General features: G+C 65.2%; 27 protein-coding genes. 16 read left to right on the top strand and 11 right to left on the bottom strand.

Annotation, left to right across the window (positions count from 1 at the left end):
• Positions 1-19 precede the first annotated feature (19 nt).
• The 11 genes from pqqB to BHD06_RS10795 all read left to right on the top strand — a co-directional run bounded on the left by pqqB (position 20) and on the right by BHD06_RS10795 (position 10,730).
• Entirely contained in the window at positions 20-916 is an 897-nt protein-coding gene (gene pqqB / locus BHD06_RS10845) for a pyrroloquinoline quinone biosynthesis protein PqqB (RefSeq protein WP_080457034.1), read from the top strand.
• The gene (gene pqqC, locus BHD06_RS10840; RefSeq protein WP_080457033.1) at positions 913-1,662 is read left to right on the top strand and encodes a pyrroloquinoline-quinone synthase PqqC; all 750 of its coding nucleotides are present in this window, start codon (positions 913-915) and stop codon (positions 1,660-1,662) included. The genes pqqB and pqqC overlap by 4 nt, the downstream gene beginning before the upstream one ends.
• Positions 1,662-1,937 (top strand): pyrroloquinoline quinone biosynthesis peptide chaperone PqqD, encoded by a 276-nt coding sequence (gene pqqD, locus BHD06_RS10835; RefSeq protein ID WP_080457032.1) that lies wholly within the window; start codon positions 1,662-1,664, stop codon positions 1,935-1,937. Before pqqC ends, pqqD begins: the two co-directional genes overlap by 1 nt.
• On the top strand, positions 1,934-3,046 hold the full coding sequence (pqqE, locus tag BHD06_RS10830; RefSeq protein WP_176214332.1) for a pyrroloquinoline quinone biosynthesis protein PqqE: 1,113 nt from the start codon (positions 1,934-1,936) through the stop codon (positions 3,044-3,046). The genes pqqD and pqqE overlap by 4 nt, the downstream gene beginning before the upstream one ends.
• Before the next feature lie 66 nt (positions 3,047-3,112).
• Positions 3,113-3,592 (top strand): tRNA (N6-threonylcarbamoyladenosine(37)-N6)-methyltransferase TrmO, encoded by a 480-nt coding sequence (gene tsaA / locus BHD06_RS10825; protein WP_080457031.1) that lies wholly within the window; start codon positions 3,113-3,115, stop codon positions 3,590-3,592.
• Between the two features lie 12 nt (positions 3,593-3,604).
• Positions 3,605-4,633 (top strand): iron ABC transporter substrate-binding protein, encoded by a 1,029-nt coding sequence (locus tag BHD06_RS10820; protein ID WP_080457030.1) that lies wholly within the window; start codon positions 3,605-3,607, stop codon positions 4,631-4,633.
• Positions 4,606-5,628 carry an iron ABC transporter permease gene (locus tag BHD06_RS10815; protein WP_080457029.1) on the top strand — a complete coding sequence of 341 codons (1,023 nt, stop codon included), beginning with the start codon at positions 4,606-4,608 and terminating at the stop codon, positions 5,626-5,628. The genes BHD06_RS10820 and BHD06_RS10815 overlap by 28 nt, the downstream gene beginning before the upstream one ends.
• Entirely contained in the window at positions 5,625-6,401 is a 777-nt protein-coding gene (locus BHD06_RS10810) for an ABC transporter ATP-binding protein (RefSeq protein ID WP_080457028.1), read from the top strand. Before BHD06_RS10815 ends, BHD06_RS10810 begins: the two co-directional genes overlap by 4 nt.
• Before the next feature lie 75 nt (positions 6,402-6,476).
• Positions 6,477-7,997 carry a cysteine--tRNA ligase gene (gene cysS, locus BHD06_RS10805; RefSeq protein ID WP_080457027.1) on the top strand — a complete coding sequence of 507 codons (1,521 nt, stop codon included), beginning with the start codon at positions 6,477-6,479 and terminating at the stop codon, positions 7,995-7,997.
• A gap of 337 nt (positions 7,998-8,334) precedes the next feature.
• Positions 8,335-9,951, top strand: coding sequence for a citramalate synthase (gene cimA, locus BHD06_RS10800; RefSeq protein WP_080457026.1), 1,617 nt, complete (start codon positions 8,335-8,337; stop codon positions 9,949-9,951).
• Positions 9,948-10,730 (top strand): squalene/phytoene synthase family protein, encoded by a 783-nt coding sequence (locus BHD06_RS10795; protein ID WP_080457025.1) that lies wholly within the window; start codon positions 9,948-9,950, stop codon positions 10,728-10,730. Before cimA ends, BHD06_RS10795 begins: the two co-directional genes overlap by 4 nt.
• Positions 10,731-10,736: 6 nt before the next feature.
• Here the strand turns inward: BHD06_RS10795 and BHD06_RS10790 are convergent, their stop codons facing one another.
• Positions 10,737-12,215: an ABC transporter substrate-binding protein gene (locus tag BHD06_RS10790; protein ID WP_080457024.1), complete on the bottom strand. Its 1,479-nt coding sequence runs from the start codon at positions 12,213-12,215 to the stop codon at positions 10,737-10,739.
• A 114-nt stretch (positions 12,216-12,329) separates the two neighbouring features.
• Positions 12,330-13,406, bottom strand: coding sequence for an aminoglycoside phosphotransferase family protein (locus tag BHD06_RS10785; protein WP_254892385.1), 1,077 nt, complete (start codon positions 13,404-13,406; stop codon positions 12,330-12,332).
• Here BHD06_RS10785 and BHD06_RS10780 point away from each other — a divergent pair.
• Genes BHD06_RS10780 through BHD06_RS10765 form a run of 4 tightly spaced genes read left to right on the top strand, consistent with a single transcriptional unit; the run spans position 13,405 to position 17,597 of the window.
• A complete protein-coding gene (locus BHD06_RS10780) occupies positions 13,405-13,647 on the top strand; it encodes an exodeoxyribonuclease VII small subunit (protein WP_080457023.1) in 243 nt (80 codons plus the stop codon). The two genes, BHD06_RS10785 and BHD06_RS10780, sit on opposite strands and share 2 nt — an antisense overlap.
• A 5-nt stretch (positions 13,648-13,652) precedes the next feature.
• Positions 13,653-14,519: a polyprenyl synthetase family protein gene (locus BHD06_RS10775; protein WP_080457022.1), complete on the top strand. Its 867-nt coding sequence runs from the start codon at positions 13,653-13,655 to the stop codon at positions 14,517-14,519.
• Between the two features lie 24 nt (positions 14,520-14,543).
• Complete coding sequence (gene dxs, locus BHD06_RS10770) at positions 14,544-16,472, top strand: 1-deoxy-D-xylulose-5-phosphate synthase (protein WP_080457021.1); 1,929 nt, start codon at positions 14,544-14,546, stop codon at positions 16,470-16,472.
• A 33-nt stretch (positions 16,473-16,505) separates the two neighbouring features.
• Positions 16,506-17,597 carry a PQQ-dependent sugar dehydrogenase gene (locus BHD06_RS10765; protein ID WP_080457020.1) on the top strand — a complete coding sequence of 364 codons (1,092 nt, stop codon included), beginning with the start codon at positions 16,506-16,508 and terminating at the stop codon, positions 17,595-17,597.
• Between the two features lie 12 nt (positions 17,598-17,609).
• On the opposite strand, the gene BHD06_RS10760 is transcribed toward BHD06_RS10765, so the two are convergent.
• From BHD06_RS10760 to BHD06_RS10745, 4 genes are all read right to left on the bottom strand, one after another.
• Positions 17,610-18,806 carry a M23 family metallopeptidase gene (locus tag BHD06_RS10760; protein WP_080457019.1) on the bottom strand — a complete coding sequence of 399 codons (1,197 nt, stop codon included), beginning with the start codon at positions 18,804-18,806 and terminating at the stop codon, positions 17,610-17,612.
• A 48-nt stretch (positions 18,807-18,854) separates the two neighbouring features.
• On the bottom strand, positions 18,855-19,511 hold the full coding sequence (locus tag BHD06_RS10755) for a protein-L-isoaspartate(D-aspartate) O-methyltransferase (protein ID WP_080457018.1): 657 nt from the start codon (positions 19,509-19,511) through the stop codon (positions 18,855-18,857).
• Positions 19,508-20,290, bottom strand: a complete 783-nt coding sequence (gene surE, locus BHD06_RS10750) for a 5'/3'-nucleotidase SurE (protein ID WP_080457017.1) — start codon at positions 20,288-20,290, stop codon at positions 19,508-19,510. Before surE ends, BHD06_RS10755 begins: the two co-directional genes overlap by 4 nt.
• A 74-nt stretch (positions 20,291-20,364) precedes the next feature.
• Positions 20,365-21,015 (bottom strand): SDR family oxidoreductase, encoded by a 651-nt coding sequence (locus tag BHD06_RS10745; protein WP_080457016.1) that lies wholly within the window; start codon positions 21,013-21,015, stop codon positions 20,365-20,367.
• Between the two features lie 108 nt (positions 21,016-21,123).
• On the opposite strand from BHD06_RS10745, the gene BHD06_RS10740 reads away from it, so the two are divergent.
• Entirely contained in the window at positions 21,124-21,696 is a 573-nt protein-coding gene (locus BHD06_RS10740) for a biotin transporter BioY (protein WP_080457015.1), read from the top strand.
• A 70-nt stretch (positions 21,697-21,766) separates the two neighbouring features.
• Here the strand turns inward: BHD06_RS10740 and BHD06_RS10735 are convergent, their stop codons facing one another.
• From BHD06_RS10735 to BHD06_RS10715, 5 genes are all read right to left on the bottom strand, one after another.
• Positions 21,767-22,030, bottom strand: coding sequence for a type II secretion system protein N (locus BHD06_RS10735; RefSeq protein ID WP_080457014.1), 264 nt, complete (start codon positions 22,028-22,030; stop codon positions 21,767-21,769).
• 147 nt (positions 22,031-22,177) lie between these two features.
• Positions 22,178-23,632 carry an amidophosphoribosyltransferase gene (gene purF, locus BHD06_RS10730; RefSeq protein ID WP_080457013.1) on the bottom strand — a complete coding sequence of 485 codons (1,455 nt, stop codon included), beginning with the start codon at positions 23,630-23,632 and terminating at the stop codon, positions 22,178-22,180.
• Between the two features lie 134 nt (positions 23,633-23,766).
• Positions 23,767-24,330 (bottom strand): CvpA family protein, encoded by a 564-nt coding sequence (locus BHD06_RS10725; protein WP_080457012.1) that lies wholly within the window; start codon positions 24,328-24,330, stop codon positions 23,767-23,769.
• A gap of 27 nt (positions 24,331-24,357) precedes the next feature.
• Entirely contained in the window at positions 24,358-25,722 is a 1,365-nt protein-coding gene (gene radA, locus BHD06_RS10720) for a DNA repair protein RadA (protein ID WP_080457011.1), read from the bottom strand.
• 54 nt (positions 25,723-25,776) lie between these two features.
• Positions 25,777-26,541 (bottom strand): DNA repair protein, encoded by a 765-nt coding sequence (locus BHD06_RS10715; protein ID WP_080457010.1) that lies wholly within the window; start codon positions 26,539-26,541, stop codon positions 25,777-25,779.
• Positions 26,542-26,684 lie beyond the last annotated feature (143 nt).

Below are 26,684 nucleotides of genomic sequence, written 5' to 3'. Positions count from 1 at the left end.
CGAGGGTGCGCGCGACGACATGACCTTCCGCGCGCGCATACTCGGGGCGGCTGCCGGTGGCGGCCTGCCGCAATGGAATTGCGGGTGCCCGAATTGTAATCTCGCGCGAGCGGGGGACATTCCTGCTCAAACACAGTCATCGCTGGCCGTGACGGCCGATGGCGTCAGTTGGGCGATCCTGAACGCTTCTCCTGATATCAGGGAGCAGTTCGCGCGTGCCCCGTCTCTCCATCCAAACGGGCTGCGCGAGCTGCCGCTGCGGTCTGTCTTGATCACGAATGGTGATATTGATCATGTGGCGGGGCTGTTAACGCTGCGCGAAATGCAGGCCTTTACCCTCTACGCGACGCCGGGCATTCACGCGGTGCTGGACGCCAACCCGATTTTCGATGCGCTGAACCGGTCGGTCGTGGACCGGGCGGCGATTGCGCTGGATACGCCGTTCGAACTGGTGCCGGGTCTGCGCGCGACGCTGTTCGCCGTGCCGGGCAAGGTGCCGCTCTATCTGGAAGCGGGCGAGGTGCAGACCGATCTGATCGGTGAGCAGACCGTTGGGGTGGAATTGTGCGCGGGCGAGACGCGGGTTTATTACATTCCGGGCTGCGCGAGGCTGAGCGACACGCTGGCCGAGCGGCTGGACGGCGCGGATACGGTGTTTTTCGACGGCACGCTGTGGCGCGACGATGAGATGCAGCGCGCGGGACTGGGCGAGAAGACCGGCAAGCGCATGGGGCATATGTCGATGAGCGGGGCGGACGGCTCGATCGCCGCCTTTGCCGGGCGTACCATCGGGCAGAAGGTTTTTGTGCACATGAACAACACCAACCCCGTCCTGCGCCCCGGATCGAGTGAGCGCGCCGAGGCCGAGACGGCGGGATGGATCATCGGTCAGGATGGAATGGAGATCACGGCATGACCCCGTCGAAAGAGGAATTCGAGGCACGCCTGCGGCAGATCGGGGCGGAGCGCTATCACGACCGGCATCCGTTTCACGGAATGTTGCACGGGGGGGACTGCACCCCCGATCAGGTGCGGGCCTGGGTGATCAACCGGTATTACTATCAGCATTCGATCCCGATGAAGGACGCGGCCTTCATGAGCCGGGTCGAGGACCCGGACCTGCGGCGCATCTGGCGGTCGCGGATCGAGGATCACGACGGCACCGACACCAACGAGGGCGGCATTCGCCGCTGGCTTCGGCTGGCCGAGGCGGTGGGGCTCGACCCCGATTACGTGGCCTCGACCAATGGCGTGTTGCCCGCCACGCGGTTTGCCGTCGATGCCTATGTGCGCTTCGTGCGCGATAAGACCCTGCTGGAGGCGGTCGCCGCCTCGCTGACCGAGCTTTTCGCGCCCAAGATCCACGCGCAGCGCATCGAAGGGCTGTTGCAAAATTACGAGTTCGCCGATGACAGTTCGCTGTCCTATTTCCGCAATCGGTTGAAAGAGGCACCCAAGGACGTGGCATTCGGGTTGCAATGGGTGCTGGACCACGCCGACACCGGCGAAAAACAGGAGGCCGCCGCCGCCGCGCTGATCTTCAAGACCGATGTGCTATGGGCGCAGCTGGATGCGCTTTACGCGGCCTATGTGGCACCCGCGTGCATCCCGCCCGGCGCGTGGCAGCCGGGTGAGGGGCTGATTATGCAGAGGGCGTCGTGATGAAACCTGCCGACATCCCCGCCCTGCCGCGCGGTGTGCGGCTGCATTTCGACCGGGTGCGCGAAACCTGGGTGCTGCTGGCACCCGAGCGTGCGCTGACGCTTGATGCGGTCGGGCATGCGATCCTGTCCGAGGTGGACGGGCGGCGCAGTTTCGGAGAGATCACGCAGATGCTGGCCGCGAAATACGAGGCGCCGCTCGAGCAGATCGTCGAGGACAGCGCCGGGTTTCTGTCCGCATTGCGCGACCGTCGGTTTCTGGACGTGACTGCATGATCAAGGTCAATCCACCCATAGCCATGCTGGCCGAGTTGACGCATCGCTGTCCGCTCTCATGCCCCTATTGTTCGAATCCGCTGGAACTGACCCGGCAGGAGCGTGAGTTGGATACGGCGACATGGGTGGACGTGTTCCGGCAGGCGGCTGATCTGGGGGTGTTGCAACTGCACCTGTCGGGGGGTGAGCCCGCGTCGCGCCGCGATCTGACAGACCTCGTTGCCGGAGCGCGCGAGGCGGGGCTTTACACCAATCTGATCACCTCGGGCATTGGCCTGACCGAGCGTCGGTTGAAGGACCTGGACGCTGCCGGGCTCGATCATGTGCAGCTGTCATTGCAAGGCACCGATCCGGCCATGGCCGACGAGATCGGCGGCTATCGCGGCGGCTTTGCCCGCAAGATGCAGGTGGCCGAGTGGATCGGTGCGATCGGCTTTCCGCTGACGCTGAACGCCGTGCTGCACCGGCGCAACCTGCATCAATTGCCACGCGCCATCGAGATGGCCGAGGAAATAGGCGCGCGCCGGATCGAGGTGGCGACGGTGCAATTTCACGGCTGGGCGCTGGAGAATCGCGATGCGTTGATGCCGACGCGCGAACAGGCGCACGAGGCGACACGGCTGGTGGCCGAGGCGCGGGCGCGCCTCAAGGGGCGGCTGGTGATCGACTATGTGCCCGCCGATTATCACGAGGACCTGCCCAAACGCTGCATGGGCGGCTGGGGCAGCAGCGGCCTCAACGTCATTCCCGACGGGCAGGTTTTGCCCTGCCACGCGGCCCAAAGCATCCCGCATCTGAGCTTTGACAACGTGAGCGAGCGGCCCCTGTATGACATCTGGTACAAGGGCGCGGCGTTCAATGCCTATCGCGGCACCGACTGGATGCAGGAGCCTTGCCGGAGCTGCGAGCGCAAGGAAATCGACTTTGGCGGTTGTCGTTGTCAGGCGATGGCGATCCTCGGTGATCCGGATGCGACCGATCCGGTCTGCGTGAAATCGTCCCATCACGGCGTCTTGCAGGCCAGTGCCGATGCCCATGCCACGCGCGACGACGCGGCACTGACCTATCGTGTCTCGCCGGATCGTGCGAAGCTGTCTACGCTAGGCTGACCACGCGCCCCTTGCGATATTCGCGTGGCGGGGTACATCTAGGGAACCAGGCAAGGGGGGCACGGGATGGAGGCACGGTTACGCGCGGGCGAGCGGCTCACGGATCTGCCGGACGCCAGCGACGCGCAGCTTTATTTCATCGGGCGCATCCGCACCCCCTGGGCCCGTCGCGAGGATTGCCCGCGACAGGGGCGGCTCGACGGCTCCGATTGCCGGATCGAGATTTTCGAGCCCTGGCACGCCGCCCTGGAGGGGGTCGGGGCCTATGCGCATCTGGAAATCCTCTACTGGCTCGATCGCGCGCGCCGTGATCTCGTGCGGCAGAACCCCAAAGGCGATGGCACCCGCTATTTCGGCACCTTCGCGCTCCGCTCGCCGCAGCGGCCCAACCCCATCGGCACCTCGCAGGTGCGGCTGGTGTCGGTGGAGCCGGGGGCGCTGGTGGTGCGCGGGCTCGATTGTCTCGACGGCACGCCGCTGATCGACATCAAGCCCGACCGTTGCGAATTCACCCCCAAGGCCCCGGCGAAACCGGCGGGCAGATGAGGTATATCTTGTATGAGGTTGATATTATTTCTTCTCCTGATGATGTCATGGCCGGTCATGGCGCGCGAGGTGACCGATAGCGCGGGGCGCGTGGTCGAGGTGCCGGAGCGGGTCGAACGGGTCTTTGCCGCCGGTCCGCCTGCGTCGATCCTGCTCTACATTCTCAAGCCCGAGGCGATGACCGGCTGGCCGCGCGCGCCGCATGACTATGAGCGCCCGTATCTGGCAGCGCCTTACCGCGACCTGCCCGAGACCGGGCGGCTCACCGGGCGCGGCGGCGAGGCCAATCTGGAGCGGGTGTTGCAGATCGCGCCCGATCTGATCTTCGATTTCGGCTCGGTGCGCGACACTTATGTCGATCTCGCGGACCGTACGCAGGCGCAGACCGACATTCCTTATGTGCTGATCGACGGACGATTCGAAAATACGCCCACCGCGCTACGGCTGATGGGCGATATCCTCGGCGTGCCGGAGCGGGCGGAGCGGTTGGCGAGCCACGTGGAGGGGGTCTTTGCCCGGATCGACGCGATCCTGGCCGACGTACCTGAAGTGGCGCGCCCGCGCGTCTACCTTGCGCGCGGCCCCGAGGGGCTGGAAACGGGGATGAAAGGCTCGATCAACACCGAGATCATCGAGCGCGCAGGTGGGCGCAACGTGGCCGATGACGGGGGTGCCACGCGGGGATTGGTGCGCGCCTCGATGGAGCAGGTGATCGTCGCCAACCCCGAGATCATCGTGACGTGGGATCGCAATTTCTTTGCCTCCGTCTTCGACGATCCGCTCTGGCAGGGGATCGAGGCGGTGCGTGAGGGGCGCGTCCATCTCGCCCCCACAGCCCCTTTCGGTTGGATCGACCGGCCGCCCTCGCTCAACCGTATCATGGGGCTCATCTGGATGGCGGGGTTGCTCTACCCCGATCGCTGGCGGGGTGATCTGCGGGCCGAGACGCGGGAGTTTTATGAGCTTTATTACCACGTGCGCCTCGACGATCCGGCGCTGCAGGAGGTGCTGGAATGGGCCGAGGGACGACCGCCCGGATAAGCGTGCTGCCGCTCGGCCTGAGCCTGACCACGGGGCTTTGCGCGGGCGTGCTGGCGCTGTGTTTCCTCGCGCTGATGATCGGGCCCTATGGCCTGTCGCCCGGCGAGGTTCTGGCGGCGCTGATGGGGCGCGGCGAGGCGCAGGCGCAAATAGTTGTATGGAACATCCGCCTGCCGCGGATCGGCGCGGCGCTGCTGGTGGGGGCGGCACTGGCGGCGGCGGGGGCGAGCTATCAGGCGCTTTTTCGCAATCCCCTGGTGTCACCGGACATCCTTGGGGTCTCTGCCGGGGCAGGGTTGGGGGCCGTGGCAGGCATCTTTTTGTCGTTGCCGGTGGCGGCGATTCAGGGCGCGGCCTTTGCGGGCGGCATGGCGGCGGTGGGGGTCGTCACCTTGGTGGCGGGGCTGGTGCGCAATACCGACCGCACGCTGACGCTGGTGCTGATCGGCGTGGTGATCGGGGCATTGGCCGGGGCGGCGACCTCGTTGTTGAAGGTGCTGGCCGATCCCTATGACCAATTGCCCGCGATCACCTTTTGGCTTCTGGGCTCGCTGGCCTCGGTCACCTCGGCGGATATCGGGCCCGCGCTGCCTGCGGTGATCCTCGGCCTCGTGCCGCTGGCGCTGCTGCGGTGGCGGATCAATGTGCTGTCGCTGGGGGATGAGGAGGCGCGCGCGCTTGGCGTCGAGGCGGGGCGCACGCGGTTTCTGGTGATCGCTGCGGCCACGCTGATCACCGCGAGCGTGACGGCGCTGGCCGGGGTCGTGGGCTGGGTTGGCCTTGTCATCCCGCATATCGCGCGGATGCTGGTGGGGCCGGGTTTCGGTCGTCTGCTGCCCACCTCGGTGCTGATTGGCGCGGGCTATCTGTTGGTCGTGGATACCGCCGCGCGCAGCATCGCGGCGATCGAGGTGCCCTTGGGCATCCTCACAGCGGTCATCGGCGCGCCCTTTTTCGTCTGGCTGCTGGCGCGCGGGCGGCGCGGCTGGTCATGAGGCTCGAGGCGCGAGATCTGAGCATCGGTTACGGACGCGAGACGGTGGGGGCGCGGCTGTCGCTCACGGTGGCACCGGGGCGCGTTACCTGTCTGCTTGGGCCGAATGGCTGCGGCAAGACCACGCTGTTCCGCACGCTTCTGGGCCTCCTGCCGCCGCTCTCGGGCGAGGTTCTGCTTGGGGGCGAACCGATTACACGGCTGAGGCGCACCGAGATTGCGCGCCGCATCGCCTATGTGCCGCAGGCCCATGCGCCGCCCTTTCCCTTCGAGACGCTGGAGGTGGTGATGATGGGGCGCACCGCGCGGTTGGGGCCCTTCGCGCAGCCGGGGGCGGCGGACCGGGACGCGGCGCAGGCCGCACTCGACCGGCTGGGGATCGGCGATCTGGCATCGCGCGACTATTCGCGCCTGTCGGGCGGGCAGCGGCAGCTGGTGCTGATCGCGCGGGCTTTGGCGCAGGCGGCCCCGCTGATCGTGATGGACGAGCCAACCGCAAGCCTCGATTTCGGCAATCAGGCACAGGTTCTGGCGCAGATCGCGGGGCTGGCGGGTGCGGCCGGGCAGGGGGTGATCCTGTCGACGCATGACCCCGATCAGGCCTTCGCGCTCGGGGCCGATGTGGTGCTGATGAGCGACGGTCGGATCATCGCGCAGGGGGCCGCCGGGACCGTTCTGAGCGGTGCGGCGCTGAGCCGGGTCTATGGCCTGCCGGTCGCGGTGGAGGTGACAGGCAGTGGGCGGCACGTCTGTCTGCCCGCGCTGCGCGGCTGAACGGCGCGGCTTTTGCGTGTTTTCAAGGCGGCGCGAAGTTGCTAAGCCCGCGCAGGACAGGCGCATGAGGCGAAAATGACGACGATCAAGCTGCACAACACCCGCACCCGCAAGAAGGAGGTGTTCGCGCCTCTCGATCCCGAGAATGTGCGGATGTATGTCTGTGGGCCGACGGTCTACGACCGGGCGCATCTGGGCAATGCGCGGCCCGTGGTGGTGTTCGACGTGCTGTATCGGCTGTTGCGCCATGTCTATGGGCCGGAGCATGTCACCTATGTGCGCAACTTCACCGACGTGGATGACAAGATCAACGCGCGCGCGGCGGAGAGCGGGCGCGCGATTGGCGAGATCACGGCGGAGACGACGCAGTGGTTTCTGGATGACATGGCGGAACTGGGCGCTTTGGAGCCTGACCACATGCCGCGCGCGACGCAGTATATCCCGCAGATGGTGGCGATGATCGAGGATTTGATTGCCAAGGGTCATGCCTATGAGGCGGAAGGCCATGTGCTCTTTGCCGTGGATTCGTGGCGCGAGGGCTATGGCAAGCTATCGGGGCGCACGGTCGATGACATGATCGCGGGCGCGCGGGTCGAGGTGGCACCCTATAAGCGCAACCCGATGGATTTCGTGCTTTGGAAGGCGTCGGATGAGGGGCAGCCGGGCTGGGACAGCCCGTGGGGGCGAGGGCGGCCCGGCTGGCATATCGAATGCTCGGCGATGGCGGAGAAGCTGCTATGGGAGGACGTAGAGGCCAAACTTTCGCCCGAGGCACGGGAGCATCCGCATACTTTCGACATCCACGGCGGCGGCAACGATCTGATGTTCCCGCACCACGAGAACGAGATCGCCCAAAGCTGCTGCGCACATCCTGAGGGGGAGTTCGCGCGCTACTGGCTGCATAACGAGATGTTGCAGGTCGAGGGCAAGAAGATGTCCAAATCCTTGGGCAATTTCTTTACGGTGCGGGATTTGCTGGATCAGGGGATACCGGGGGAGGTGATCCGGTTTGTGTTTCTCTCGACGCATTACCGCAAGCCGATGGACTGGACGGCAGAGAAGTCGCGGGAGGCGCGCGTGAAATTGGCACATTGGCGTGCGCTTCTCGACGAGGTCGGTCCAATTAGTACATCACGAGATGCAGTTGATGAAAGTGTCGTTATCAATTTGGCGGAAGATCTGAATACGAAACCAGCAATCGATAACGTAGCAAGCCTTGCCAAACGTCTAGAGGCTTCGTTGAAAGCTGAACGGCAAAGAGCGGACGGTGATGTGAACTATCCTAGACCCGCAGAGGGAAGATTCGAACTCGCATTGAAACTAAAGTCCACTGCCGAGTTACTAGGTCTGCTCACGGACGACATCGGACTGTGGGCAAAAGATAGCGAGAAGAAATACGCACCAGTATTGAGCCAATTCACCGAACGCGTTGCGACAGAACGCATGGCGGCCATGGTGTCGAAGGATTTTTCGGAACTTGACCGCCTGAAGGCAGAACTTGTTGAAGCTGGCGTCGAGGTGCGTATGTCCAAGGAAGGCGTCGACCTGATCCCCGGTCCCGACTTTGACCCCGTTAAGCTGGAGGCGTTGAAGTGACGCGCCGTTTCGCACACCGCCTGCCTGCCGCGCAGCGCCCGTCCGCGGGGGGGCGCTACTCGGGTCGTGGGGAGCGCTTTACGGCGCCGACCACTGCGACGTCGTTTCGGATTGCGACGTTGCAGAAGCGCCCGCCCGGGGGGCGGTCGGGCGCTGCGCGGCGGCGCGCCGAGGCGCGCCTTGATTCCGCGCGGGGAGCGTGCTGCGACATTGCAAAAGCGCCCGCCCGTCACGCCAAAGGCGTGCCGACTATCAACGGCGCACCTCTGGTGCGACGGGCGGTCGGGCGCTCGCGCGGCGGCGCACAAGTGCGCCTTGATTCCGCGCGGGGTGCCTTATGACCAAGGAACGCCTTTACCTCTACGACACCACCCTGCGCGACGGGCAGCAGACCCAGGGCGTCAGCTTTTCCACGTCCGAGAAAATCCAGATCGCGCAGGCGCTTGACCGACTGGGCGTCGATTATATCGAGGGTGGCTGGCCCGGCGCGAACCCCACCGACAGCGCCTTTTTCGACGCCGTGCCGCAGACCCGCGCCACCCTGACCGCCTTCGGCATGACCAAGCGCTCGGGGCGCTCGGCGCAGAACGACGAGGTGCTGGCGGCGGTGATGAATGCAGGCACGCAGGCCGTCTGCCTCGTCGGCAAAACCCACGATTTCCACGTCACCGAGGCGCTTGGCATCACGCTCGACGAGAACGTCGAGAACATCGCAAAATCCGTGGCCCATCTGGTGGGGCAGGAACGCGAGGCGCTGTTCGATGCCGAGCATTTCTTTGACGGCTACTGCGCCAATCCCGAATACGCGCTGACGTGCCTGCGCGCCGCATACGAGGGGGGCGCGCGGTGGGTCGTGCTATGCGACACCAATGGCGGCACCCTGCCCACCGAGATCGGGCGCATTGTGGGCGAGGTCATCGCTGCGGGTATCCCCGGCGACCGTCTGGGCATACACACCCATGACGACACGGAAAATGCCGTGGCAGGGAGCCTCGCCGCCGTCGATGCGGGCGCGCGGCAGGTGCAGGGCACATTGAACGGGCTGGGAGAGCGCTGCGGCAATGCCAACCTCACCACGCTCATTCCGACGCTGATGCTGAAGCCGCCCTATGCCGACGCCTACGAGATCGGGGTGAGCCGCGAGGGGCTGAAAAGATTGACGGCGGTTAGCCGACAACTGGACGAGATCCTCAACCGCGTGCCGCTGCGGCAGGCGGCCTATGTCGGGGCCTCGGCCTTTGCCCACAAGGCGGGGCTGCATGCGAGCGCGATCCTGAAAGACCCCAGCACCTACGAGCATATCGACCCCGAGACCGTGGGCAATGCGCGCATCATCCCGATGTCCAATCAGGCCGGGCAATCGAACCTGCGCCGCCGGCTGGCGGAGGCTGGGATCGAGGTGGCCCCGGGCGATGCGCGGCTCGCGCGCCTCTTGGAGGTGATCAAGGAGCGCGAGGATCAGGGCTATACCTATGACAGCGCGCAGGCGAGTTTCGAAATCCTCGCGCGCACCGAACTGGGGCAGATGCCAAAATTCTTCGAGGTCAAGCGCTACAAGGTCACGGTGGAGCGGCGCAAGAACAAGTATGACCGGATGGTGAGCCTGTCAGAGGCGGTTGTCGTCGTGAAGGTGGGGGACGAGAAGAAGCTGTCAGTGTCGGAGTCGATGGATGCAGAGGGCCATGACCGGGGGCCGGTCAACGCGCTGGCCCGGGCCTTGGCCAAGGATCTCGGCCCCTATCAGGATCAGATCGCCGATATGCACCTGGTGGATTTCAAGGTGCGCATCACCCAAGGCGGAACCGAGGCGGTGACCCGCGTGATCATCGACAGTCAGGACAGCGCCGGGCGACGCTGGTCGACGGTGGGGGTCAGCCCCAATATCGTCGATGCCTCATTTGAGGCGCTGCTTGATGCGATAAACTGGAAACTGGTGCATGAGGGGGCGGTTTGAGCGCTGCGTTCGACGCCGATCTGACCGCCTGTGCCGATCTGGTGCGCCGCGCGGACCCCGCGAGGTTTCAGGCGGCGATGGCGGCCCCGGTGGCGGCGCGCGTAGTGCTATTTCCGGTCTATGCCTTCAATGTCGAGGTGGCGCGCGCGCCCTGGGTGACGCAGGAGCCGATGATCGCCGAGATGAGGCTGCAGTGGTGGGTGGAGGCGCTCGAGGAGATCCGCGCAGGCAATGCGGTGCGGCGGCACGAGGTGGTCAGCAGGCTGGCGCAGGTGCTGGATGCGGAGGGGGCCGCGTTGCTGATTGACCTGATCGAGGCGCGGCGGTGGGATATCGAGCGCGCGCCGTTCGAGGACGAGGCGGATTTTATCCGCTATATCGAGGCCACATCGGGCAATCTGATCCGCGCGGCGGCACGCGCGCTTGGCCCCGCCGAGGAGGACGTGCTGTGCGACGCAGGCTTTGCGCTTGGCCTTTCCAACTGGTTCCGCGCGATGCCCGCGCTGGAGGCTGCGGGACGCAAACCCCTGCCTGACGGACGACCGGAAGCGGTGCGGAATCTCGCCGGCGAAGGCTTGCGGCGGCTGGCGCGGGCACGGGCGGCGCGCGCACATGTGTCATCCGCGGCGGCCCCGGCACTTTTTCCTTTGTGGGAGACAGGACCGGTCCTGCGCGCAGCGATGCGCCGCCCGGCATCGGTCGCCGAAGGCACGCTCGACCTAGCCCCGGTGCGCAGCAGGCTCGGCCTCATGCTGCGGGTGATGTCGGGGCGTTGGTAACTGCGCTCACTCCACCACCGCGACCAGATGCCAGCGCAGGGCATCGTTTGGCACCGGGTCAAAATGCGCCACCCGATTGGACAACACCACCAGCTGCGTGACGTGGAACGGGATCAGCGTGCCCGAGGTCATGGCAAGATATTCCTGCGCCTTGACGTAGAGCGCGCGGCGCTTGCTGAAATCGAGCTCGGCGCGGGCGGATTCCAGAAGATGGTCGAATTCGGGGTTTGAATAATGGCTTTCGTTCCACTTGGCCGAGGAATGGAACGCCTCGTTCAGTGCCTGATCGGCGGGGCGCTCGCCCCAGCTCGTGGTAAAGGCCGGTTTCTTCATCCACACGGTGGACCAATAGCCATCGGCGGCGGCAGTGACGACGTTGACCCGGATTCCGGCCTCGGCGGCCTGTTCTTGATAGGTGACGCCGATCACCGGCCAGCTTGGATCGAGCGAGGAGACATAGACATCCACGTCGATGCCGTCGTACAGCCCGGCCTCCGCCAGCAGGTCGCGGGCGCGGTCCGGATCGGCCGGGCAGCGCATTTCGGCGCGGTACTGATCATTGGGCGCAACCGGCGTGTCGCAGGAGATCACGCCGCCGCCGTCAAGTGCGAGATCGAGCATTTCATCGCGATCCACCACGAGGCGCAGCGCCTGCCGCACGCGCGGATCATCGAAAGGCTCGATATCGGTGCGAAAGGCCAGCCCCATCCAGTTGCCGGTGGGGATTTCCAGCAACTGATAGCGCAAGGATTTGTCGAGCGCGCGGCGCAGAACCGGGGCGATGCCGCGTTCCATGTCCAACTGACCGCTGAGGAACGCCTGAAGCCGCGCCTGCGCGTCGGGCACGCCGATCACCTCGATCCGGGCAAGCGCGGGCGGGCCTTCCCAATACTCCTCATAGGCGGTCAGCACCGTGATTCCGTCGGGGTCGAATTTCTCGACCCTGAACGGTCCGGTGCCGATGCCGGTCTGGTCCACCGTCTCGCCCGAGCCTTCGGGGATGATGCGCAGCCGTGGATCCATCAGTTGCAGCGGAAGATCTGCGAAGGTTGACTCAAGCTGCATCCGCACGGTCAGCGGGCCGGTGGCCTCGACGTGTTCGATCATCTTGACGGCGGCGCGCGCCGGGCTGCCATAGTCAGGGTCGATCACGCGGGCGATTGAATAGACCACGTCGTCGGCATCGAGCGTGCTGCCGTCATGAAACCGCACACCCTCGCGGATCTGAAAGGTCCAGACCGTGCCGTCCTCATTGGGGGTCCAGCGTGTCGCAAGGTCCGGCGCGGGCTTGCCATCCCGCCCCGGACGCACAAGACGACTCTGGATTTTCTCGATGATCTGGAGCACCCGACCCTTGGAGGCCGGATCGAGGCTGGATTGCGCGCCGAAGCCCACGTTATGCGCGTGGCGAAAGGTGCCGGTCGGCGCGGCGAGCGCCGGTGCGCTGAGCAGTGCGAGGCAGAGGGCGATCAGGATGTGCCGCATGTGGTCTCCTGTCCGGTGCACGATACCGACAGTCTTGCCAAGACGCACAGGGGAAGGCAAACATTTCCTCTCGGCGACGCGATCACGATTGAGCGCCATGCCCTGCGCGGCGTCTCATCCCGGCAGGACCGCCAGATCGTCGCGCAAGGCGCTGTACATCGCTTCCGCATGGCGGATGCGCCCGCGCTTCATGCTCCGGTTCTCGACCCGGATCAGCGCCTCGATCCCGATGAAGAATGGCAGAGTGCAGCGGCGCTCGGTCTCGGTCAGGGCAAAGGTTTCGGCAAACTGGTCGAGCGCGGCCGCATCGACCCCGAGCCGCCGCCGCTCCGAGGAAAACAGGCCCCGTCGGCCCATATGCGCCAGACAGCGTGCGATATCCTTGCAGACCGGCATCTGCGCCGACCCGCCAAGGTCGATCCCCGTGAGGCGCTCGCCGCGCAGCACGAGATTGTTGGGGTGGAAATCGCCGTGGCAGATTGCCATCCGCCATTCCACGCCCTGCTGCCGCGCCGCGAGACGGGCCAGATGCCGTGCGATCCCGGCCTCGATCTGGCGCAGCCGCGCGAAGGGCTGCTTGCCGCGCGCCCGCTCTGCACGCGCCAGCCAGCCTTCGGGCCGCGCAGCGCGCCAGCTTTCGCTGACATCGGTATAACGCCGCAGCCACGCGGCGGCCTGCTGCATCGGCGCGCCGCGCGCGCCCGGCACAAGCGACCACAGGTGCTCCATCAGGGGGGTGCCCGCCACCCGTTCCACAACCATGATGCACACCTCGGGTAGATAGGCCAGCGGCTCGGCCACCCGGTAGCGCAGGCCCTGCATTTGCGGCCAGATCCGCGCCACCTCGGCCCACTCGCGGGCCTGCCAGTCGGCCTCGGCCCGTTCCACCATCCGAAACACCGCCGGTCGCCCTTGCCAGTGCCCCGCCAGCACCGCGCGCTTGCCGGGCACGATGCGCAGCACCTCGTCGATTTCTGCCGCCTCCAGTGCGGGTGCGACGGCGCGCGCCTCGTCCAGCCGTGTTTGCACGGCCATCAATGCCTCGGGATCGGGCGCGCGGCTGGCGGTCGGATAGGTGGGCGGTGACATGTCCGTAATCTTTCTCAGCCCCCGGGCGGCGTCAACCGAATTGCACCCCTCGCGCGCCGCGTCTATGGTGTTGCGGAAAACGTCAGCAACAGGATCTTTCATGCCCGATACCCCCGTCAACGAGATGAGCTTTGAACAGGCGATGAAGGAGCTTGAACAGGTGGTCGGGCGGCTGGAACGCGGCGATGTGGCCTTGGACGAGTCGATCACGCTCTATGAGCGAGGCGCGGAGTTGAAGAAGCGCTGCGAGACCAAATTGAAAGAGGCCGAGGAAAAGGTCGCCGCGATCACCCTCGACAGCGATGGTCAGCCCACCGGCACGCGCCCCGTTTCGGGCGATTGAGACAGATGCAGCGCAGGCTTGCCGCCGATGCCGCTGCCATTCAGGCGCAGCTAGATCTGGTGATCGGCGCCTTTCCGGCGGGGCCGGTGACCGAGGGTATGGGCTATGCCACGCGCGGCGGCAAACGCATTCGCGGCTTTCTGGTGATGGAGAGCGCGCGGCTGCACGGCGTCGACGCGGGGGCCGCGCTCTGGCCCGCCTGCGCCATCGAGGCGCTGCATGCCTATTCCCTCGTGCATGACGATCTGCCCGCGATGGATGACGATGATCTGCGGCGCGGGCAACCGACGGTGCATGTCAATTGGGATGAGGCGACGGCTGTTTTGGTGGGCGACGCGCTGCACTCATTGGCCTTCGAGATGGTGAGCGATCCGAATACCGGGCTGAGCGCGGAGGTGCGTGCCGAGTTGACCCATACGCTGGCGCGGGCCGCGGGCGGGCAGGGCATGGTGTTGGGACAGGCGCGTGATATCGCCGCCGAAAGTGCCGATGTACCACTGACGCTCGATGAAATCACCACGTTGCAAGAGGGCAAGACCGGCGCGCTGATCGAATGGTCGGCCACGGCGGGGGCGCGTATGAGCCGCGCCGATCCCGCGCCACTGCTGGCTTATGCGCGGGCGCTTGGTCTCGCCTTTCAAATTCAGGATGATGTGATCGACGTGACCGGTGATGCCGCGCAGGTCGGCAAGGCGGTGGGTAAGGACGCGGCTGCGGGCAAGGCCACCTTTGTCTCGCTTCTGGGGCTGGAAGGGGCGAAAACCCGCGCCGCCACCCTTGTTGAGATCGCCTGTGACGCTCTATCTCTATATGAGGCACGTGCCGACAGCTTGCGGGATCTCGCCCGCTTCGTTATTTCGCGCCAGAGCTAGCCATTTCCCCCAAGGAGGGGCCCTATGCCAGACCGCCCGACCACACCGCTTCTCGATCAGGTGCACAGCCCCGCCGATCTGAAGCGATTCAGCGATAGCCAGTTGGAGCGGCTGGCGCATGAGCTGCGCGCCGAAACCATCGCGGCGGTGTCGGAAACCGGCGGGCATCTGGGGGCCGGGCTGGGCGTGGTGGAACTCACCGTGGCGCTGCATCACGTTTTTGACGCGCCGCGTGACAAGATCATCTGGGACGTGTCGCATCAAAGCTATCCGCACAAGATTCTCACCGGGCGGCGCGACCGTATGCGCACCATCCGGCAAAAGGACGGGCTGTCGGGCTTTACCAAGCGCTCGGAGTCGCCCTACGATCCGTTCGGTGCCGCGCATAGCTCCACCTCGATCAGTGCGGCGCTCGGTTTTGCTGTTGCGCGTGATCTGGGCGGGGCCTGTCCGACCGGGCACGGGGATGCCATCGCAATCATCGGTGACGGCGCGATGTCGGCCGGCATGGCATTTGAGGCGATGAATAACGCGGGCCATCTGGGTAAACGGCTGATCGTCATTCTCAATGACAACGAGATGTCCATCGCGCCGCCTGTCGGCGCTCTCTCGTCCTATCTCTCGCGGCTTTATGCCGGTGAGCCGTTTCAAGAGTTCAAAGCCGCCGCCAAAGGAGCGATTTCGCTGCTACCGCCCCCCTTTCAAGAAGGCGCGCGGCGCGCCAAGGACATGCTCAAGGGTATGACGGTGGGCGGCACGCTCTTCGAAGAGTTGGGCTTTTCCTATGTCGGGCCGATTGACGGGCATGACATGGACCAGCTTTTGCCGGTGCTGCGCACGGTCAAGGCGCGCGCGACAGGGCCGATTCTCATCCATGTGCTGACCAAGAAGGGCAAAGGCTATGGCCCGGCCGAGCGCGCCCGCGATGGCGGCCATGCCACGGCCAAGTTCGATCTGGTGACCGGCGAGCAGAAAAAGGCCCCCTCGAACGCACCTAGCTATACCAAGGTGTTCGCCAATGCGCTGCTCGATCACGCGGCACGCGATGACAAGATCTGCGCGATCACAGCGGCGATGCCGGATGGCACCGGCCTTGATCTTTTTGCCGAACGCTACCCGTCACGCTGTTTTGATGTGGGTATTGCTGAACAGCACGCGGTGACCTTTTCCGCTGGCCTCGCGGCGGGGGGAATGAGGCCGTTCTGCGCGCTTTATTCGACGTTTTTGCAACGCGGTTACGATCAGGTGGTGCATGATGTGGCCATTCAGCGCCTGCCGGTGCGCTTTGCCATTGATCGTGCCGGGCTGGTGGGGGCGGACGGGGCCACCCATGCGGGGGCGTTCGATGTGGCTTTCCTTGCCAACCTGCCGGGTTTTGTCGTGATGGCCGCTGCCGACGAGGCGGAGCTTGTGCATATGGTGGCCACGGCAGCGGCGCATGACGACGGGCCGATTGCCTTTCGCTATCCGCGCGGCGAGGGGGCCGGCGTGACGATGCCGGAGCGCGGCGAGCCTCTGGAGATCGGCAAAGGGCGGATCATTCAGGAGGGGAGCCGCGTGGCGATCCTGTCCTATGGCACGCGGCTCAAGGAGGTGATGGAGGCCAGTGAAGCGCTGCGCGCGCGCGGGATCACGCCGACCGTGGCCGACGCCCGTTTCGCCAAGCCGCTCGACGAGGCGCTGATCCTAGATCTGGTCGAAAACCACGAGGCGATGATCACGATCGAAGAAGGCGTTATCGGTGGTTTTGCAAGCCATGTCAGCCACTTGCTGAGTGAAGCTAATGTTTTTGATGAAGGGTTCAAATTCCGCTCCATGGTGTTGCCGGATATCTTCATAGATCAGGCGAGCCCGGCGGATATGTACGCAGTGGCCCGGCTGAACGCGTCGGATATCGAGGCGCGAGTGCTCGATCTGCTCGATATCGCGCAAGTGAGTGGCAAACGCGCCTGACGTGCGTATCTTGAGACGGGAAAGGAGATCTCCATGACCCGTCTTGCCGTATGCTTGCTCGCCCTAGGTGTAACCGCCATTCCTGCCCATGCGCTTGAGACGAGCGTCGGCAATGTGACCGTGACCAAGATGGTCGACGGGCTCGATGAGCCTTGGGCGCTGGACTTCCTGCCGGGTGGCGAGATGCTCATCAGCGAGCGCGATGGGCGGCTTTTGCATATCGCTGACGGGCAAAGCCGCGCGATCAAGGGACTGCCAGAGATTGCCGTGCGCGGGCAGGGTGGCTTGCTCGACCTGCTGGTCCCGCGCGATTTCGCGCAGAGCCGAGAGATCTATTTCACCTATTCCAAGCCCCAATCAGGCGGGGCGGGCACCGCCATCGCGCGGGCGCGGCTGGACCCCGGTGCGGATCGGCTGAGTGACCTCTCGGTGATTTTCGAGATGGTGCCGGGCTCCACCGGCGGGCGGCATTTCGGCTCGCGGTTGGTCGAGGGGCGCGATGGCTATTTCTACGCCACCACAGGTGATCGCGGCGATAGGCCGTCAGCGCAGGATCTGGGGCGCGAGAACGGCTCGGTGATCCGCATCGCACGCGACGGGGCGGTGCCGTCGGACAACCCCTTTGTCGATACGCCAGGCGCACAGCCGGAAATCTGGTCCTACGGGCACCGCAATCCGCAAGGCGCGGCGCTGGACGGGTCCGGCGCGCTTTGGCTTGTCGAGCATGGCGCGCGTGGTGGCGACGAGGTGAACCGCGTCGAGAAGGGCGCAAACTACGGCTGGCCGGTGATTTCCTACGGTCGGCACTATTCCGGTGCGAAGATCGGTGAGGGCACCCAGAAGGAGGGCATGAAACAGCCCGCGCATTACTGGGATCCGTCCATCGCACCCTCTGGCATGATGATCTATCAGGGCGACATGTTTCCCGACTGGCGTGGCGATATCTTCGTCGGCTCGCTCAAGTTTGACATGATCTCACGGCTGGACGGCAGTCCGCTCCGAGAGGTCGAGCGGCTCGAATCCTCCGAAACGTCCCGCGTGCGCGATATCATCGAAGGCCCTGATGGGGCGATCTGGTTCCTCAGCGTCGGGCAGGGTGCTGCCTATCGGATCACCCCGAACTAACGGCCCGACGCCTCACGACGGGCTGAGATAGTCATTCGGGTCGACGCTGTCGAACCCGTCACGCACCTCGAAATGAAGCGCTGCCGTACCGTCGCGGCGAATCTCGGCGACCTTCTGGCCGCGGCTCACGCTGTCACCCTTGGCAACGTTCAGCGCGCCGACATTGGAATAGACGGTCAGCAGATTGCCCGTATGCTTGATGACTATGATCGGGATGCCGTTGGTATCTTCGGTGATCGCGGCCACCGTGCCGCTATCGGCGGCCTTCACGGCGGCACCGGGGGCGGCGGCGATGTCGATCCCGTCATTGCTGCCCTTGGCATAATCGCGGATAATGTCGCCCTCCACCGGCACCACCATGCGCGCCGCCCCGGCGGTGGCTGCCGCAGTTTCGGTGCCGCTGTCGCTCAGATCCGGGGCCGCAACCGTTTCCACGGGTTCCGAGACAGGTACTGTCTTCTCGTCGGGCAGGGGTTTTGACGCGCTTGGTGGGGTCGGCGTGGGCGATCCCGCGCCGGGAGGCGTCACGGCAGCCACCTCGGCACTGTTGAAATTTTCGGTTCCTTCGCCTGGCATGGCTACCGGGATCAGTAGATACTGCCCCTCGCGCACCGAGAAATCCGGGCCGAGTCCATTCCATTCCGCAAGGCTGCGGATCGACACATCGTAGAGCCGCGCGATGCTGAACGCCGTCTCGCCACGCTCCACCTGATGGCGGACCGGTTCGACGCCGACCTTGGTGGCGGGCTCAAGCGGCGTGGCCTCGACGTTCTGTGCATCGGCACGTCGGATAGCATCCCCGGCGAGTGCGTCGATGTCCACATCCTCCGGCGGCTGAATCGGGCCGCCGGTCGGCTCGGATACGCGGCCGGGGAGGACGATCACCTCGCCCTCGCGCAGAGGATCGCCGGTCTGCATGCCATTGTAGCGCGCCAGGTCCTGCGCGTCCGCACCGATCCGGGTGGCAAGCTGCGCCAGCGTGTCGCCGCGCCGCGCCACCGCCACCTGATAGCCGGGATATGAGATGATGCCGCGCGCATCCGGCTCGGGCCGGGGGGCGGTGGCGTTGCGCGCCGCCTCGGCGGTAGAGGGGGCATTGCCGAATGCCCCGCGCATGTCGAGATCGAGCGGCCGGTCGCAAGCCGCCAGGGCAAGGGCCATGCCCGTCCCAAGGATCAGGTGTCGTGGAAAGTGACGCATCTCGATCATCCTCATATCCTGCCCCTTGTTGGCCGGGGCCCAGTTCAAAACACTTCCTTACCCGTCGCGTCCCAGCCCTTCGACCAGCGGCACGAACCGCACCGGGCGTAACTCGTCGTAATCGAACCCGGTCTCGTGCCGGGTTACGCGGATCAAATGCTGCACCGCGTCCGACTGGCCTACGGGCACCACCATGATACCGCCGATTTTCAACTGGGCCAAGAGCGGCCCCGGCGGGTCTTCGGCGGCGGCCGTGACGATGATCCGGTCGAACGGGGCCTGATCGGGCAAGCCAAAGCTGCCATCGGCGGTAATCGCGGTGATATTGGTCAGATCATGGGTGCGGAAAATCTCGCTCGCCTCGGTAACCAGACGCTTGTGCCGGTCGACGGTATAGACGCGCCGCGCAAGCTGGCTGAGGATCGCCGCCTGATAGCCGGAGCCTGTGCCCACCTCCAGCACCTTGTCGCGGCTCGAGACCTTTAGCGCCTGCGTCATCAGCCCCACCACTGAGGGCTGGCTAATGGTCTGGCCGCAGGCGATGGGAAGCGGCATGTCCTCATAGGCGCGCTCGGAAAAGTAGCCGCGGATGAACGGGCCACGATCGACCTTTTCCATCGCCGTCAGCACCGCCTTGTCCGTCACCCCGCGAGAGCGCAGTGCAAAGAGGAACTGCATCTTGCGTTCCGCGATATGATCGGCATCGTCACTCATTCGATGGCCTTGAGCGCCTCCAGCGCGTCATGCGCGGTCAGGTCCGCGCGCATCGGCGTGACGGAGATATAGCCTTGCAGGTTTACATCCGCATCCGAGCCAGGGCTGGTCGGCTCGTGCTGGGGCGCGCCGGTGACCCAGAGAAAGCGCCGCCCCGAGGGGGATGAGTGTGGCTGAACCCCGAAGCCCATGTCGCGGCGAAAGCCTTGCCTTGCGGCGCGCAGACCCTTGACCTCCGCGGCGGGCAGGGGCGGAAAGTTGATGTTGTAAAAGATGCCGTAATCATCCCTGGTCCAAACGCCCTTGTCGAGCAGGCGGCGCAGGGTGGGCAACCCGTGCACGCGGGCGGCCTCGAACGTGTCGTCGAGATCGCGATTGGCGGGCCCGTAATACTGGCTGAGCGCCACGGCGGGCACGCCTTGCAAGGCGGCCTCCATCGCGGCCCCCACGGTCCCGGAATAGACCGCGTTTTCAGCCGCGTTGTTGCCCCTGTTCACGCCCGAGAGCACGAGATCGGGGGGCGTATCCTTCATCACGTCATGCAGGCCCGCGAGGACGCAATCGGCGGGACTGCCTTCGGCGGAATAGCGGCGCTCGGCCATTTTCGAGATCATCATCGGGCGGGTGTAGGAAATGCAGTGCCCGACGCCGGATTGCTCGAAGGCGGGGGCCACGACCCAGACTTCGCCATCGTCACCGGCAAGGGCTGTGGCGACCTCCTCCAACACGGCGAGGCCCGGCGCATTGATGCCGTCGTCATTGGTAATCAGAATTCGCATGCCCGTGCCCGCCTGTCGCTGTTTCGCCCCTGTGTAGCGGCGCGCTGCCACAGGGGCAAGGCGCGCAAGGTCCTTCAGATCAGGGCAAGAAGACGGGTGGCCTCATCTCGCGGATGCGCGAGGTCCTCGCGATCCTCACCGGGGTGAAAGCGCGCGCGGGTGGCGGTGACCATTGGCGCGGGCGTCAGGATATGCACGCGCGGCCCAAACTTTTCGCTCTCGGCCTGCCAACTGCGGGCAAGCGCGATTTGCGCGGCCTTGGTGGCCCCGTAGGCACCAAAGAATTTCTCGCCCGCCTGTGGGTCGTCAAAAAACATCGCCTGTCCCGCCTCGCCCAGAAGCGGGGCTATGAAAGGGATGAGGATGCCGGTGGCGGTCACGTTGCAGGCCACGGATTTGGACCAGTCACCATCGGAGATATGGTTGGCGGGGGCCAAAGGCGCGGCATGCACCGCCGCGTGCACCCAAAGCGCCAGAGTGCCCCAGCGGTCGTGGATCGAGCGGCAAAGCTGCGCCATTGCCTGCGTGTTGGTAATGTCCATCGGTGCCAGCGTTGCGTTGCCGCCGCGCGCCTGAATGCGGTCGTCAAGCTCCTCGAGCGCGCCGGTGGTGCGCGCCACGGCGATGACGTGATGGGTGTCGCTCAGCGCTTCGGCCATGGCGGCCCCAAGGCCGCGCGAGGCTCCGGTTACGAGGGCAAGGGGAAGATCGGTATCCTGTGTCATATGCGGGAAATCCCACCTGTCGCAGGGCAAATCAAGGGCAATCGCTTGACTTTCGCCGCCGTGCAGCGAAAAAGTCGAGACTTAGATACATAAACGGAGGGACGCGACATGACGCGCGACACAGTTCTAGCCAAGGCCGTGATCGGCCAAGATACCCTGCTGCGCAAGATCGGCCTCGTTCTGACCGGCACGCTCTTTGTGGCGCTTGCCGCGCAGGTCAGCGTGCCATTCTTTCCGGTGCCGATGACGCTGTCGACGCTGGCGGTGTTGATCGTCGGCCTGACCTTTGGCTCGCGTCTGGGTGCGGCGACGCTGCTGGCCTACCTGGCCGAGGGGGCCATGGGGCTGCCGGTCTTCGCCAACGGGATGAACGGGGCGTCGCTGGTCGGGCCGACCGCCGGGTTCCTTTACGGCTATGTCGGCATCGCGTGGCTGGCCGGTCTGGCGGTGGAAAAGGGACTGGCACGCGGTGTCGTCTCGACGGCGCTGTGCGGGATCGCGGTGTCGGCGCTGCTCTATATCCCCGGCCTTGCATGGCCCGCTGCGGTGATGGGCAAGACGGTCCCCGAGCTTTGGGCTCACTGGATGGCACCCTTCCTGATCGGCGATGCGGTCAAGGCCGTGATCGCGGCGATGGTCGTCTATGGCGGCTGGAAAGCGCTGGAGGCGCGTCGCGGCTGAACCCGCACGGCGTTTGACTGAAATTCAGGCCGCGCCCGGGTAACCGGGGGCGGCCTTATGCTATGCCGAGTCAGGCGCCCGGCAGGCGGAGTTCCTCAGCACGACCGCCGCGCGACAGGATCACGACGCCCTCGCCGATGGCCGCTACGGTGGCGCGGTCGAGCGTGTCGCCGATCTCGACCCGGGCCACCTTGCCACCGCTCACGCGCACCAAGGCGCGGGCATTGCTGGGGCCGTGCATCGTGCCGAGCAACGTGATCCGGCGCAATGGCAGGGCACCTTGTTGGGTCGCTGCTGCCAGTGTGGCCGCAGGGGTGGATGTTTCGTTTGCCATGAATGCCTCGGGAGTTTCTTTTCTCTGCCCGCGCGTCTATGCGGCGCGCGCGGCAGAGAAAAGCCCGTTTTCTGCACTGCGGCAGGAATTTGCCAGAGCGCGACACTGGGCTGCAAAACCCCGCTTATCCGGCGGGTTTGATCCCGATCACTCGGCGGCTTTCAGCTCGAATCCCTTGGCAATCATGTCCGAGGGTTCAACGGGGTATTCGCCGGAGAAACAGGCATCGCAATATTGCGGGCATTTGGCATCGCGGCCCTGCGCCTCGCCGACGGCGCGGTAGAGCCCGTCGAGCGAGATGAAGCGGATGCTGTCCACGTTGAGATGCTCGCGCATCTCATCCTCGGACATGGTAGCGGCCAGCAGCTTTTCGCGCTGCGGCGTGTCGACACCGTAGAAACAAGGCCAAGCCGTGGGCGGGGACGCGATGCGAAAATGCACCTCGGCGGCCCCGGCATCAAGGATCATTTCCTTGATCTTGCGCGAAGTGGTGCCGCGTACGACGCTGTCATCCACCAGGATTACGCGCTTGCCCTCGATCAGGGCGCGGTTGACGTTGAGTTTGAGACGCACGCCCATGTTGCGGATCTGCTCGGTCGGCTCGATGAAGGTGCGGCCCATATACTGGTTGCGGATGATACCCATGGCGAAGGGAATGCCCGATTCCTGGCTGTAGCCGATGGCCGCAGGCGTGCCGCTATCGGGCACCGGACAGACGAGATCGGCATCGACAGGGGCCTCACGCGCCAGTTCCACGCCGATCTGGTGGCGGGTCTCATAGACCGAGCGGCCGCCGATGATCGAATCGGGGCGCGAGAAATAGACATGCTCGAAGATGCAGAATCGCGAGGATTGACGGCGGAAGGGATAATGGCTCTCGACGCCGTCCTTCTCGGAGATCACCACCATCTCGCCGGGGGCGATTTCGCGCACGAAGGTGGCCCCGATGATGTCGAGCGCGCAGGTCTCGGAACTAAGCACCCAGCCTTCGCCCAACTGGCCCAGCACGAGCGGGCGCACGCCCAGCGGATCACGGACGCCAATCAGCTTGCTGCGGGTCATGGCGACGACGGAAAACGCCCCCTCGACCCGGCGCAGCGCGTCCTCCATCCGCTCGGGGATGTTGCGTTGCAGGGACCGCGCCATCAGGTGGATGATGCATTCGCTGTCGGAGCCGGACTGGAAGATCGAGCCGCGCTCGATCAGTTCGCGGCGCAGCTCGTCTGCATTGGTGATGTTGCCGTTATGGGCAATCGCCGCCCCGCCCATCGAAAACTCGCCGAAGAACGGCTGCACGTCGCGGATCGCGGCCCCCTTGGCGCCGGCGGTGGAATAGCGCACATGCCCGATGGCCAGTGGCCCGGGAAGCGTCTCCATCAATGATTGGCGGGTGAAGTTGTCGCGCACGTAACCGAACCGGCGGACCGAGTTGAACCCCTGTTCGGGATCATGGCTGACGATGCCGCCAGCCTCCTGTCCGCGATGTTGCAGGGCGTGCAGCCCGAGGGCTACGAAATTCGCGGCATCGGACAGGCCGATGACGCCGAATATACCGCATTCTTCCTTCAGTTTGTCGTCGTCGAAGGGGTGAGCGGGGGGCATTTGAGTGGACAAGGCTGGCAGCTCCGAATCCCGTGTCTGTCACTTGCGCCCCTCATACGCGCTCAGATCGCGTATGTCACGAAACTATCACAGAAACCGACGCGCGCGCCGGGCCTGTGCCGCTTTACGCTACGTCACTGACTGCGGGCATCGCAGGCGCCGATCAGCTGCTCGTATTGCTGCGTGATCCAGCCGAGCGCCTGTTCGGGATTGCCATCCTCGACCTTGCCGGTCAGCTGCGCGAAGACCCGCGCCGAGCGGCTGTCGTCGATGATCGCGATGCTTTGCGAACTGATCACCGTCTCATAGACGAAATAGGCAATGGCAATCAACAAAACCCCGCGCGCCACGCCAAAGACAAAGCCCAGCCCCTGGTCGAATCCGCCCAGAACGGAACGCTGCACCAGCGATGAAAAAAGCGGCGTGATCAGTGAGGCCACGATTAACCCCACGGCAAAGACCACAGCGAAGGCACCGATCATCGAGAGTTCGCAGCTGTCGGCGATGAACTCTCCCACGACCGGGATTTCCTTGACCAGCGGCTCGACCTGCGGCGCAAAGATGAAGGCGAGGATACCGGCCACGACCCAGCCCGCGATGGCCAGCGCCTCGCGTACGAAGCCGCGCGAATAGGCCAGCAGCGCCGAAAGCACAATGAAAAGCGCCACGACGCCGTCGATGATGGTGAAACCTTCCATGGCCCTGTCCTGTCCCTCTGGGCGCCTCTAACCTGCGCCGAAAATATCGCCCACGAACGCGGTCAGATCGCCCATCCGGGTGAGGCTGAGGCCGCTGGTGCCGCCGGTCTTGCCTCCGGACGGAATGATTGCCGATGTGAAACCAAGTTTTTGCGCCTCTTTCAACCTGTTTTCGGACTGTCCTACCGGACGCAGTGCCCCCGAGAGGCTGATTTCTCCGAAAATCACCGTTTCCGCGGGCAGGGCCGCGTCTTCGCGCGCGCTGAGCAGGGCCGCCGCGACTGCGAGATCGGCCGCCGGTTCGCTGATCCGCAAGCCACCGGCCACGTTGAGATAGACGTCGAGCCCCGCAAAGGGGATGCCGCAGCGCGCCTCGAGCACAGCAAGGATCATGGCCAGCCGTGCGCCGTCCCAGCCCACGACAGCGCGGCGGGGCTGCGCATGCGGCGTGGGGGCGACCAGCGCCTGCATCTCGACCAGAACGGGCCGCGTGCCCTCGATGCCGGAAAACACCACCGAGCCGGGCGAGGGCGCGCCGCGCCCCGAGAGAAACAGTTCCGACGGGTTGGCGACCTCGGCCAGCCCGCCGCCGGTCATCTCGAACACGCCGATCTCGTCGGCAGGGCCAAAGCGGTTCTTGACCGAGCGCAGGATGCGGAATTGATGGCCACGCTCGCCCTCGAAATAAAGCACGCAATCGACCATGTGCTCGACCACACGGGGGCCGGCGATCTGGCCGTCCTTGGTGACATGGCCGACAAGGATCACGGAGGTGCCAAAGCGCTTGGCGAATGTGGTCAGCTCATGGGCCGCGGCGCGGACCTGAGAGACACTGCCGGGTGCTGCCTCGACGGTGTCGGACCACATGGTCTGAATGGAATCGATGATCACCAGATCGGGCTTTTCCGCCTCGAGCGTGGTCAGGATATCGCGCAGCGATGTGGCGGCGGCGAGTTTGACAGGCGCGTTTTCCAGCCCGAGACGCTGCGCCCGCATCCGCACCTGCGCGCTGGCCTCCTCGCCCGAGACGTAGAATGTCTTGAGGCCCGCACCCGCGAAGCGCGCGGCGGCCTGCAACAAAAGCGTGGATTTGCCGATCCCTGGATCGCCGCCCACCAGAACCGCGCTCGACGGCACCAGACCGCCGCCCAGAACCCGGTCAAGCTCGCCGATGCCCGAGAGGGTGCGCGGCGGCGGGGCCTCTTCCGTCGACAGATCGGTGAGTGTCAGCTGCGCGCCGCGCTTGCCGCTGAGCGTCTTGCCCCTGGGACCGGTCGAGAGCGGCGCCTCCTCGACGATGGTGTTCCATTCGCCACAGGCATCGCAACGGCCCGACCAGCGGCTATGCACCGCGCCGCAGGCCGAACAGGTGAAGGTCGAGGATTTCGCCATGCCCGGGTCATGCCCCAAGGGCGGACCACGGTCAAACCCGAAAATGCAGCGCGGTTACTCGGCGGCCTTCTTGTTGAGGTCGATCACCGTGCCATCGGCGCGCAGCATCTCCTCCAGACCCAGTTCCGGCAGCACCTCGCGCAGGTCATCGCGCAGGCGGGTCAGCTGGCTCGCCGCGACGCTTTCCTCCAGATCAACCTCATGCGCCCAGTGCTTGAGGTCGCGGCTGATCTGCTTGGCCTGATCCAGCCGCGCATTGAACGCCTCGACCTCCTGCTGCCTCTGATGCAGGAATTGCCGCGCGCGGGCGACCTTCTCGTCGGAATAGACCTCGGCCAGTTCGCGGCTGATATGCGACATCTGGGCCGCCACTTCGAGCAGGTCCGGCTCCAGCGTGCCCAGATCGGGATGCTCACGCAGATAGGCCAGCCGTTCGCGCACGGCGTCGAACTCGGATGAGAGCTGAAACAGCCCCTCGCGATCCGCCGCATGGGCGGCGTGATAGGCGCGGGCCACGTCCTGCATGCCAATATTGAAGCGCCGGTGCGAGGTCTCCAGCGCCATGATCCGGGCATTCGAGGGCAGGAAAAAGCACAAGAGCACCGCCAGAATGGTCAGGCCCACCTGCGCAATCTGCCCGGCATTGTGGTAAATCGCACCGCCGAACCCGGCCTCGAATTCAAGCCATGGCAGCAGGCCAATCGCTGCCCCGACGCTGGCCGCGCTCAGCGCGAGTGCGGCGAAAAGAAATAAAGCAACGGCAAGCCGTTGGAACAAAAACTGGGTCAGCAGCGCAAAGGTTTTCAACTGTGCGGGCATGACTTCCCCCCTGAAAGATCATATCCAATATAGGCGAGTTTACGCCGATTGCGGCAAAGGCAAAGGGTTAATTCGTTCAACACCGGCTCAACAATGGAGGAGTGTTGCGTGACTGCGCCGGGTTGTTGCCGAAATGGCGACAG

Source organism: Roseovarius sp. A-2, from assembly GCF_002072155.1.
Taxonomy (GTDB): domain Bacteria; phylum Pseudomonadota; class Alphaproteobacteria; order Rhodobacterales; family Rhodobacteraceae; genus Roseovarius.
The sequence above is the reverse complement of the archived record's forward strand: the minus strand, read 5'-3'. Positions and strand labels throughout refer to the sequence as shown.

Excerpts from the sequence above, each read along its gene's own strand:
- pqqB (WP_080457034.1), top strand. The coding sequence starts at position 20 with ATGACCTTCCGCGCGCGCATACTCGGGGCGGCTGCCGGTGGCGGCCTG.
- pqqC (WP_080457033.1), top strand. The coding sequence starts at position 913 with ATGACCCCGTCGAAAGAGGAATTCGAGGCACGCCTGCGGCAGATCGGG.
- pqqD (WP_080457032.1), top strand. The coding sequence starts at position 1,662 with ATGAAACCTGCCGACATCCCCGCCCTGCCGCGCGGTGTGCGGCTGCAT.
- pqqE (WP_176214332.1), top strand. The coding sequence starts at position 1,934 with ATGATCAAGGTCAATCCACCCATAGCCATGCTGGCCGAGTTGACGCAT.
- tsaA (WP_080457031.1), top strand. The coding sequence starts at position 3,113 with ATGGAGGCACGGTTACGCGCGGGCGAGCGGCTCACGGATCTGCCGGAC.
- BHD06_RS10820 (WP_080457030.1), top strand. The coding sequence starts at position 3,605 with ATGAGGTTGATATTATTTCTTCTCCTGATGATGTCATGGCCGGTCATG.
- BHD06_RS10815 (WP_080457029.1), top strand. The coding sequence starts at position 4,606 with ATGGGCCGAGGGACGACCGCCCGGATAAGCGTGCTGCCGCTCGGCCTG.
- BHD06_RS10810 (WP_080457028.1), top strand. The coding sequence starts at position 5,625 with ATGAGGCTCGAGGCGCGAGATCTGAGCATCGGTTACGGACGCGAGACG.
- cysS (WP_080457027.1), top strand. The coding sequence starts at position 6,477 with ATGACGACGATCAAGCTGCACAACACCCGCACCCGCAAGAAGGAGGTG.
- cimA (WP_080457026.1), top strand. The coding sequence starts at position 8,335 with ATGACCAAGGAACGCCTTTACCTCTACGACACCACCCTGCGCGACGGG.
- BHD06_RS10790 (WP_080457024.1), bottom strand. The coding sequence starts at position 12,215 with ATGCGGCACATCCTGATCGCCCTCTGCCTCGCACTGCTCAGCGCACCG.
- BHD06_RS10780 (WP_080457023.1), top strand. The coding sequence starts at position 13,405 with ATGCCCGATACCCCCGTCAACGAGATGAGCTTTGAACAGGCGATGAAG.
- BHD06_RS10785 (WP_254892385.1), bottom strand. The coding sequence starts at position 13,406 with ATGAAAGATCCTGTTGCTGACGTTTTCCGCAACACCATAGACGCGGCG.
- BHD06_RS10775 (WP_080457022.1), top strand. The coding sequence starts at position 13,653 with ATGCAGCGCAGGCTTGCCGCCGATGCCGCTGCCATTCAGGCGCAGCTA.
- dxs (WP_080457021.1), top strand. The coding sequence starts at position 14,544 with ATGCCAGACCGCCCGACCACACCGCTTCTCGATCAGGTGCACAGCCCC.
- BHD06_RS10765 (WP_080457020.1), top strand. The coding sequence starts at position 16,506 with ATGACCCGTCTTGCCGTATGCTTGCTCGCCCTAGGTGTAACCGCCATT.
- BHD06_RS10760 (WP_080457019.1), bottom strand. The coding sequence starts at position 18,806 with ATGATCGAGATGCGTCACTTTCCACGACACCTGATCCTTGGGACGGGC.
- BHD06_RS10755 (WP_080457018.1), bottom strand. The coding sequence starts at position 19,511 with ATGAGTGACGATGCCGATCATATCGCGGAACGCAAGATGCAGTTCCTC.
- surE (WP_080457017.1), bottom strand. The coding sequence starts at position 20,290 with ATGCGAATTCTGATTACCAATGACGACGGCATCAATGCGCCGGGCCTC.
- BHD06_RS10745 (WP_080457016.1), bottom strand. The coding sequence starts at position 21,015 with ATGACACAGGATACCGATCTTCCCCTTGCCCTCGTAACCGGAGCCTCG.
- BHD06_RS10740 (WP_080457015.1), top strand. The coding sequence starts at position 21,124 with ATGACGCGCGACACAGTTCTAGCCAAGGCCGTGATCGGCCAAGATACC.
- BHD06_RS10735 (WP_080457014.1), bottom strand. The coding sequence starts at position 22,030 with ATGGCAAACGAAACATCCACCCCTGCGGCCACACTGGCAGCAGCGACC.
- purF (WP_080457013.1), bottom strand. The coding sequence starts at position 23,632 with ATGCCCCCCGCTCACCCCTTCGACGACGACAAACTGAAGGAAGAATGC.
- BHD06_RS10725 (WP_080457012.1), bottom strand. The coding sequence starts at position 24,330 with ATGGAAGGTTTCACCATCATCGACGGCGTCGTGGCGCTTTTCATTGTG.
- radA (WP_080457011.1), bottom strand. The coding sequence starts at position 25,722 with ATGGCGAAATCCTCGACCTTCACCTGTTCGGCCTGCGGCGCGGTGCAT.
- BHD06_RS10715 (WP_080457010.1), bottom strand. The coding sequence starts at position 26,541 with ATGCCCGCACAGTTGAAAACCTTTGCGCTGCTGACCCAGTTTTTGTTC.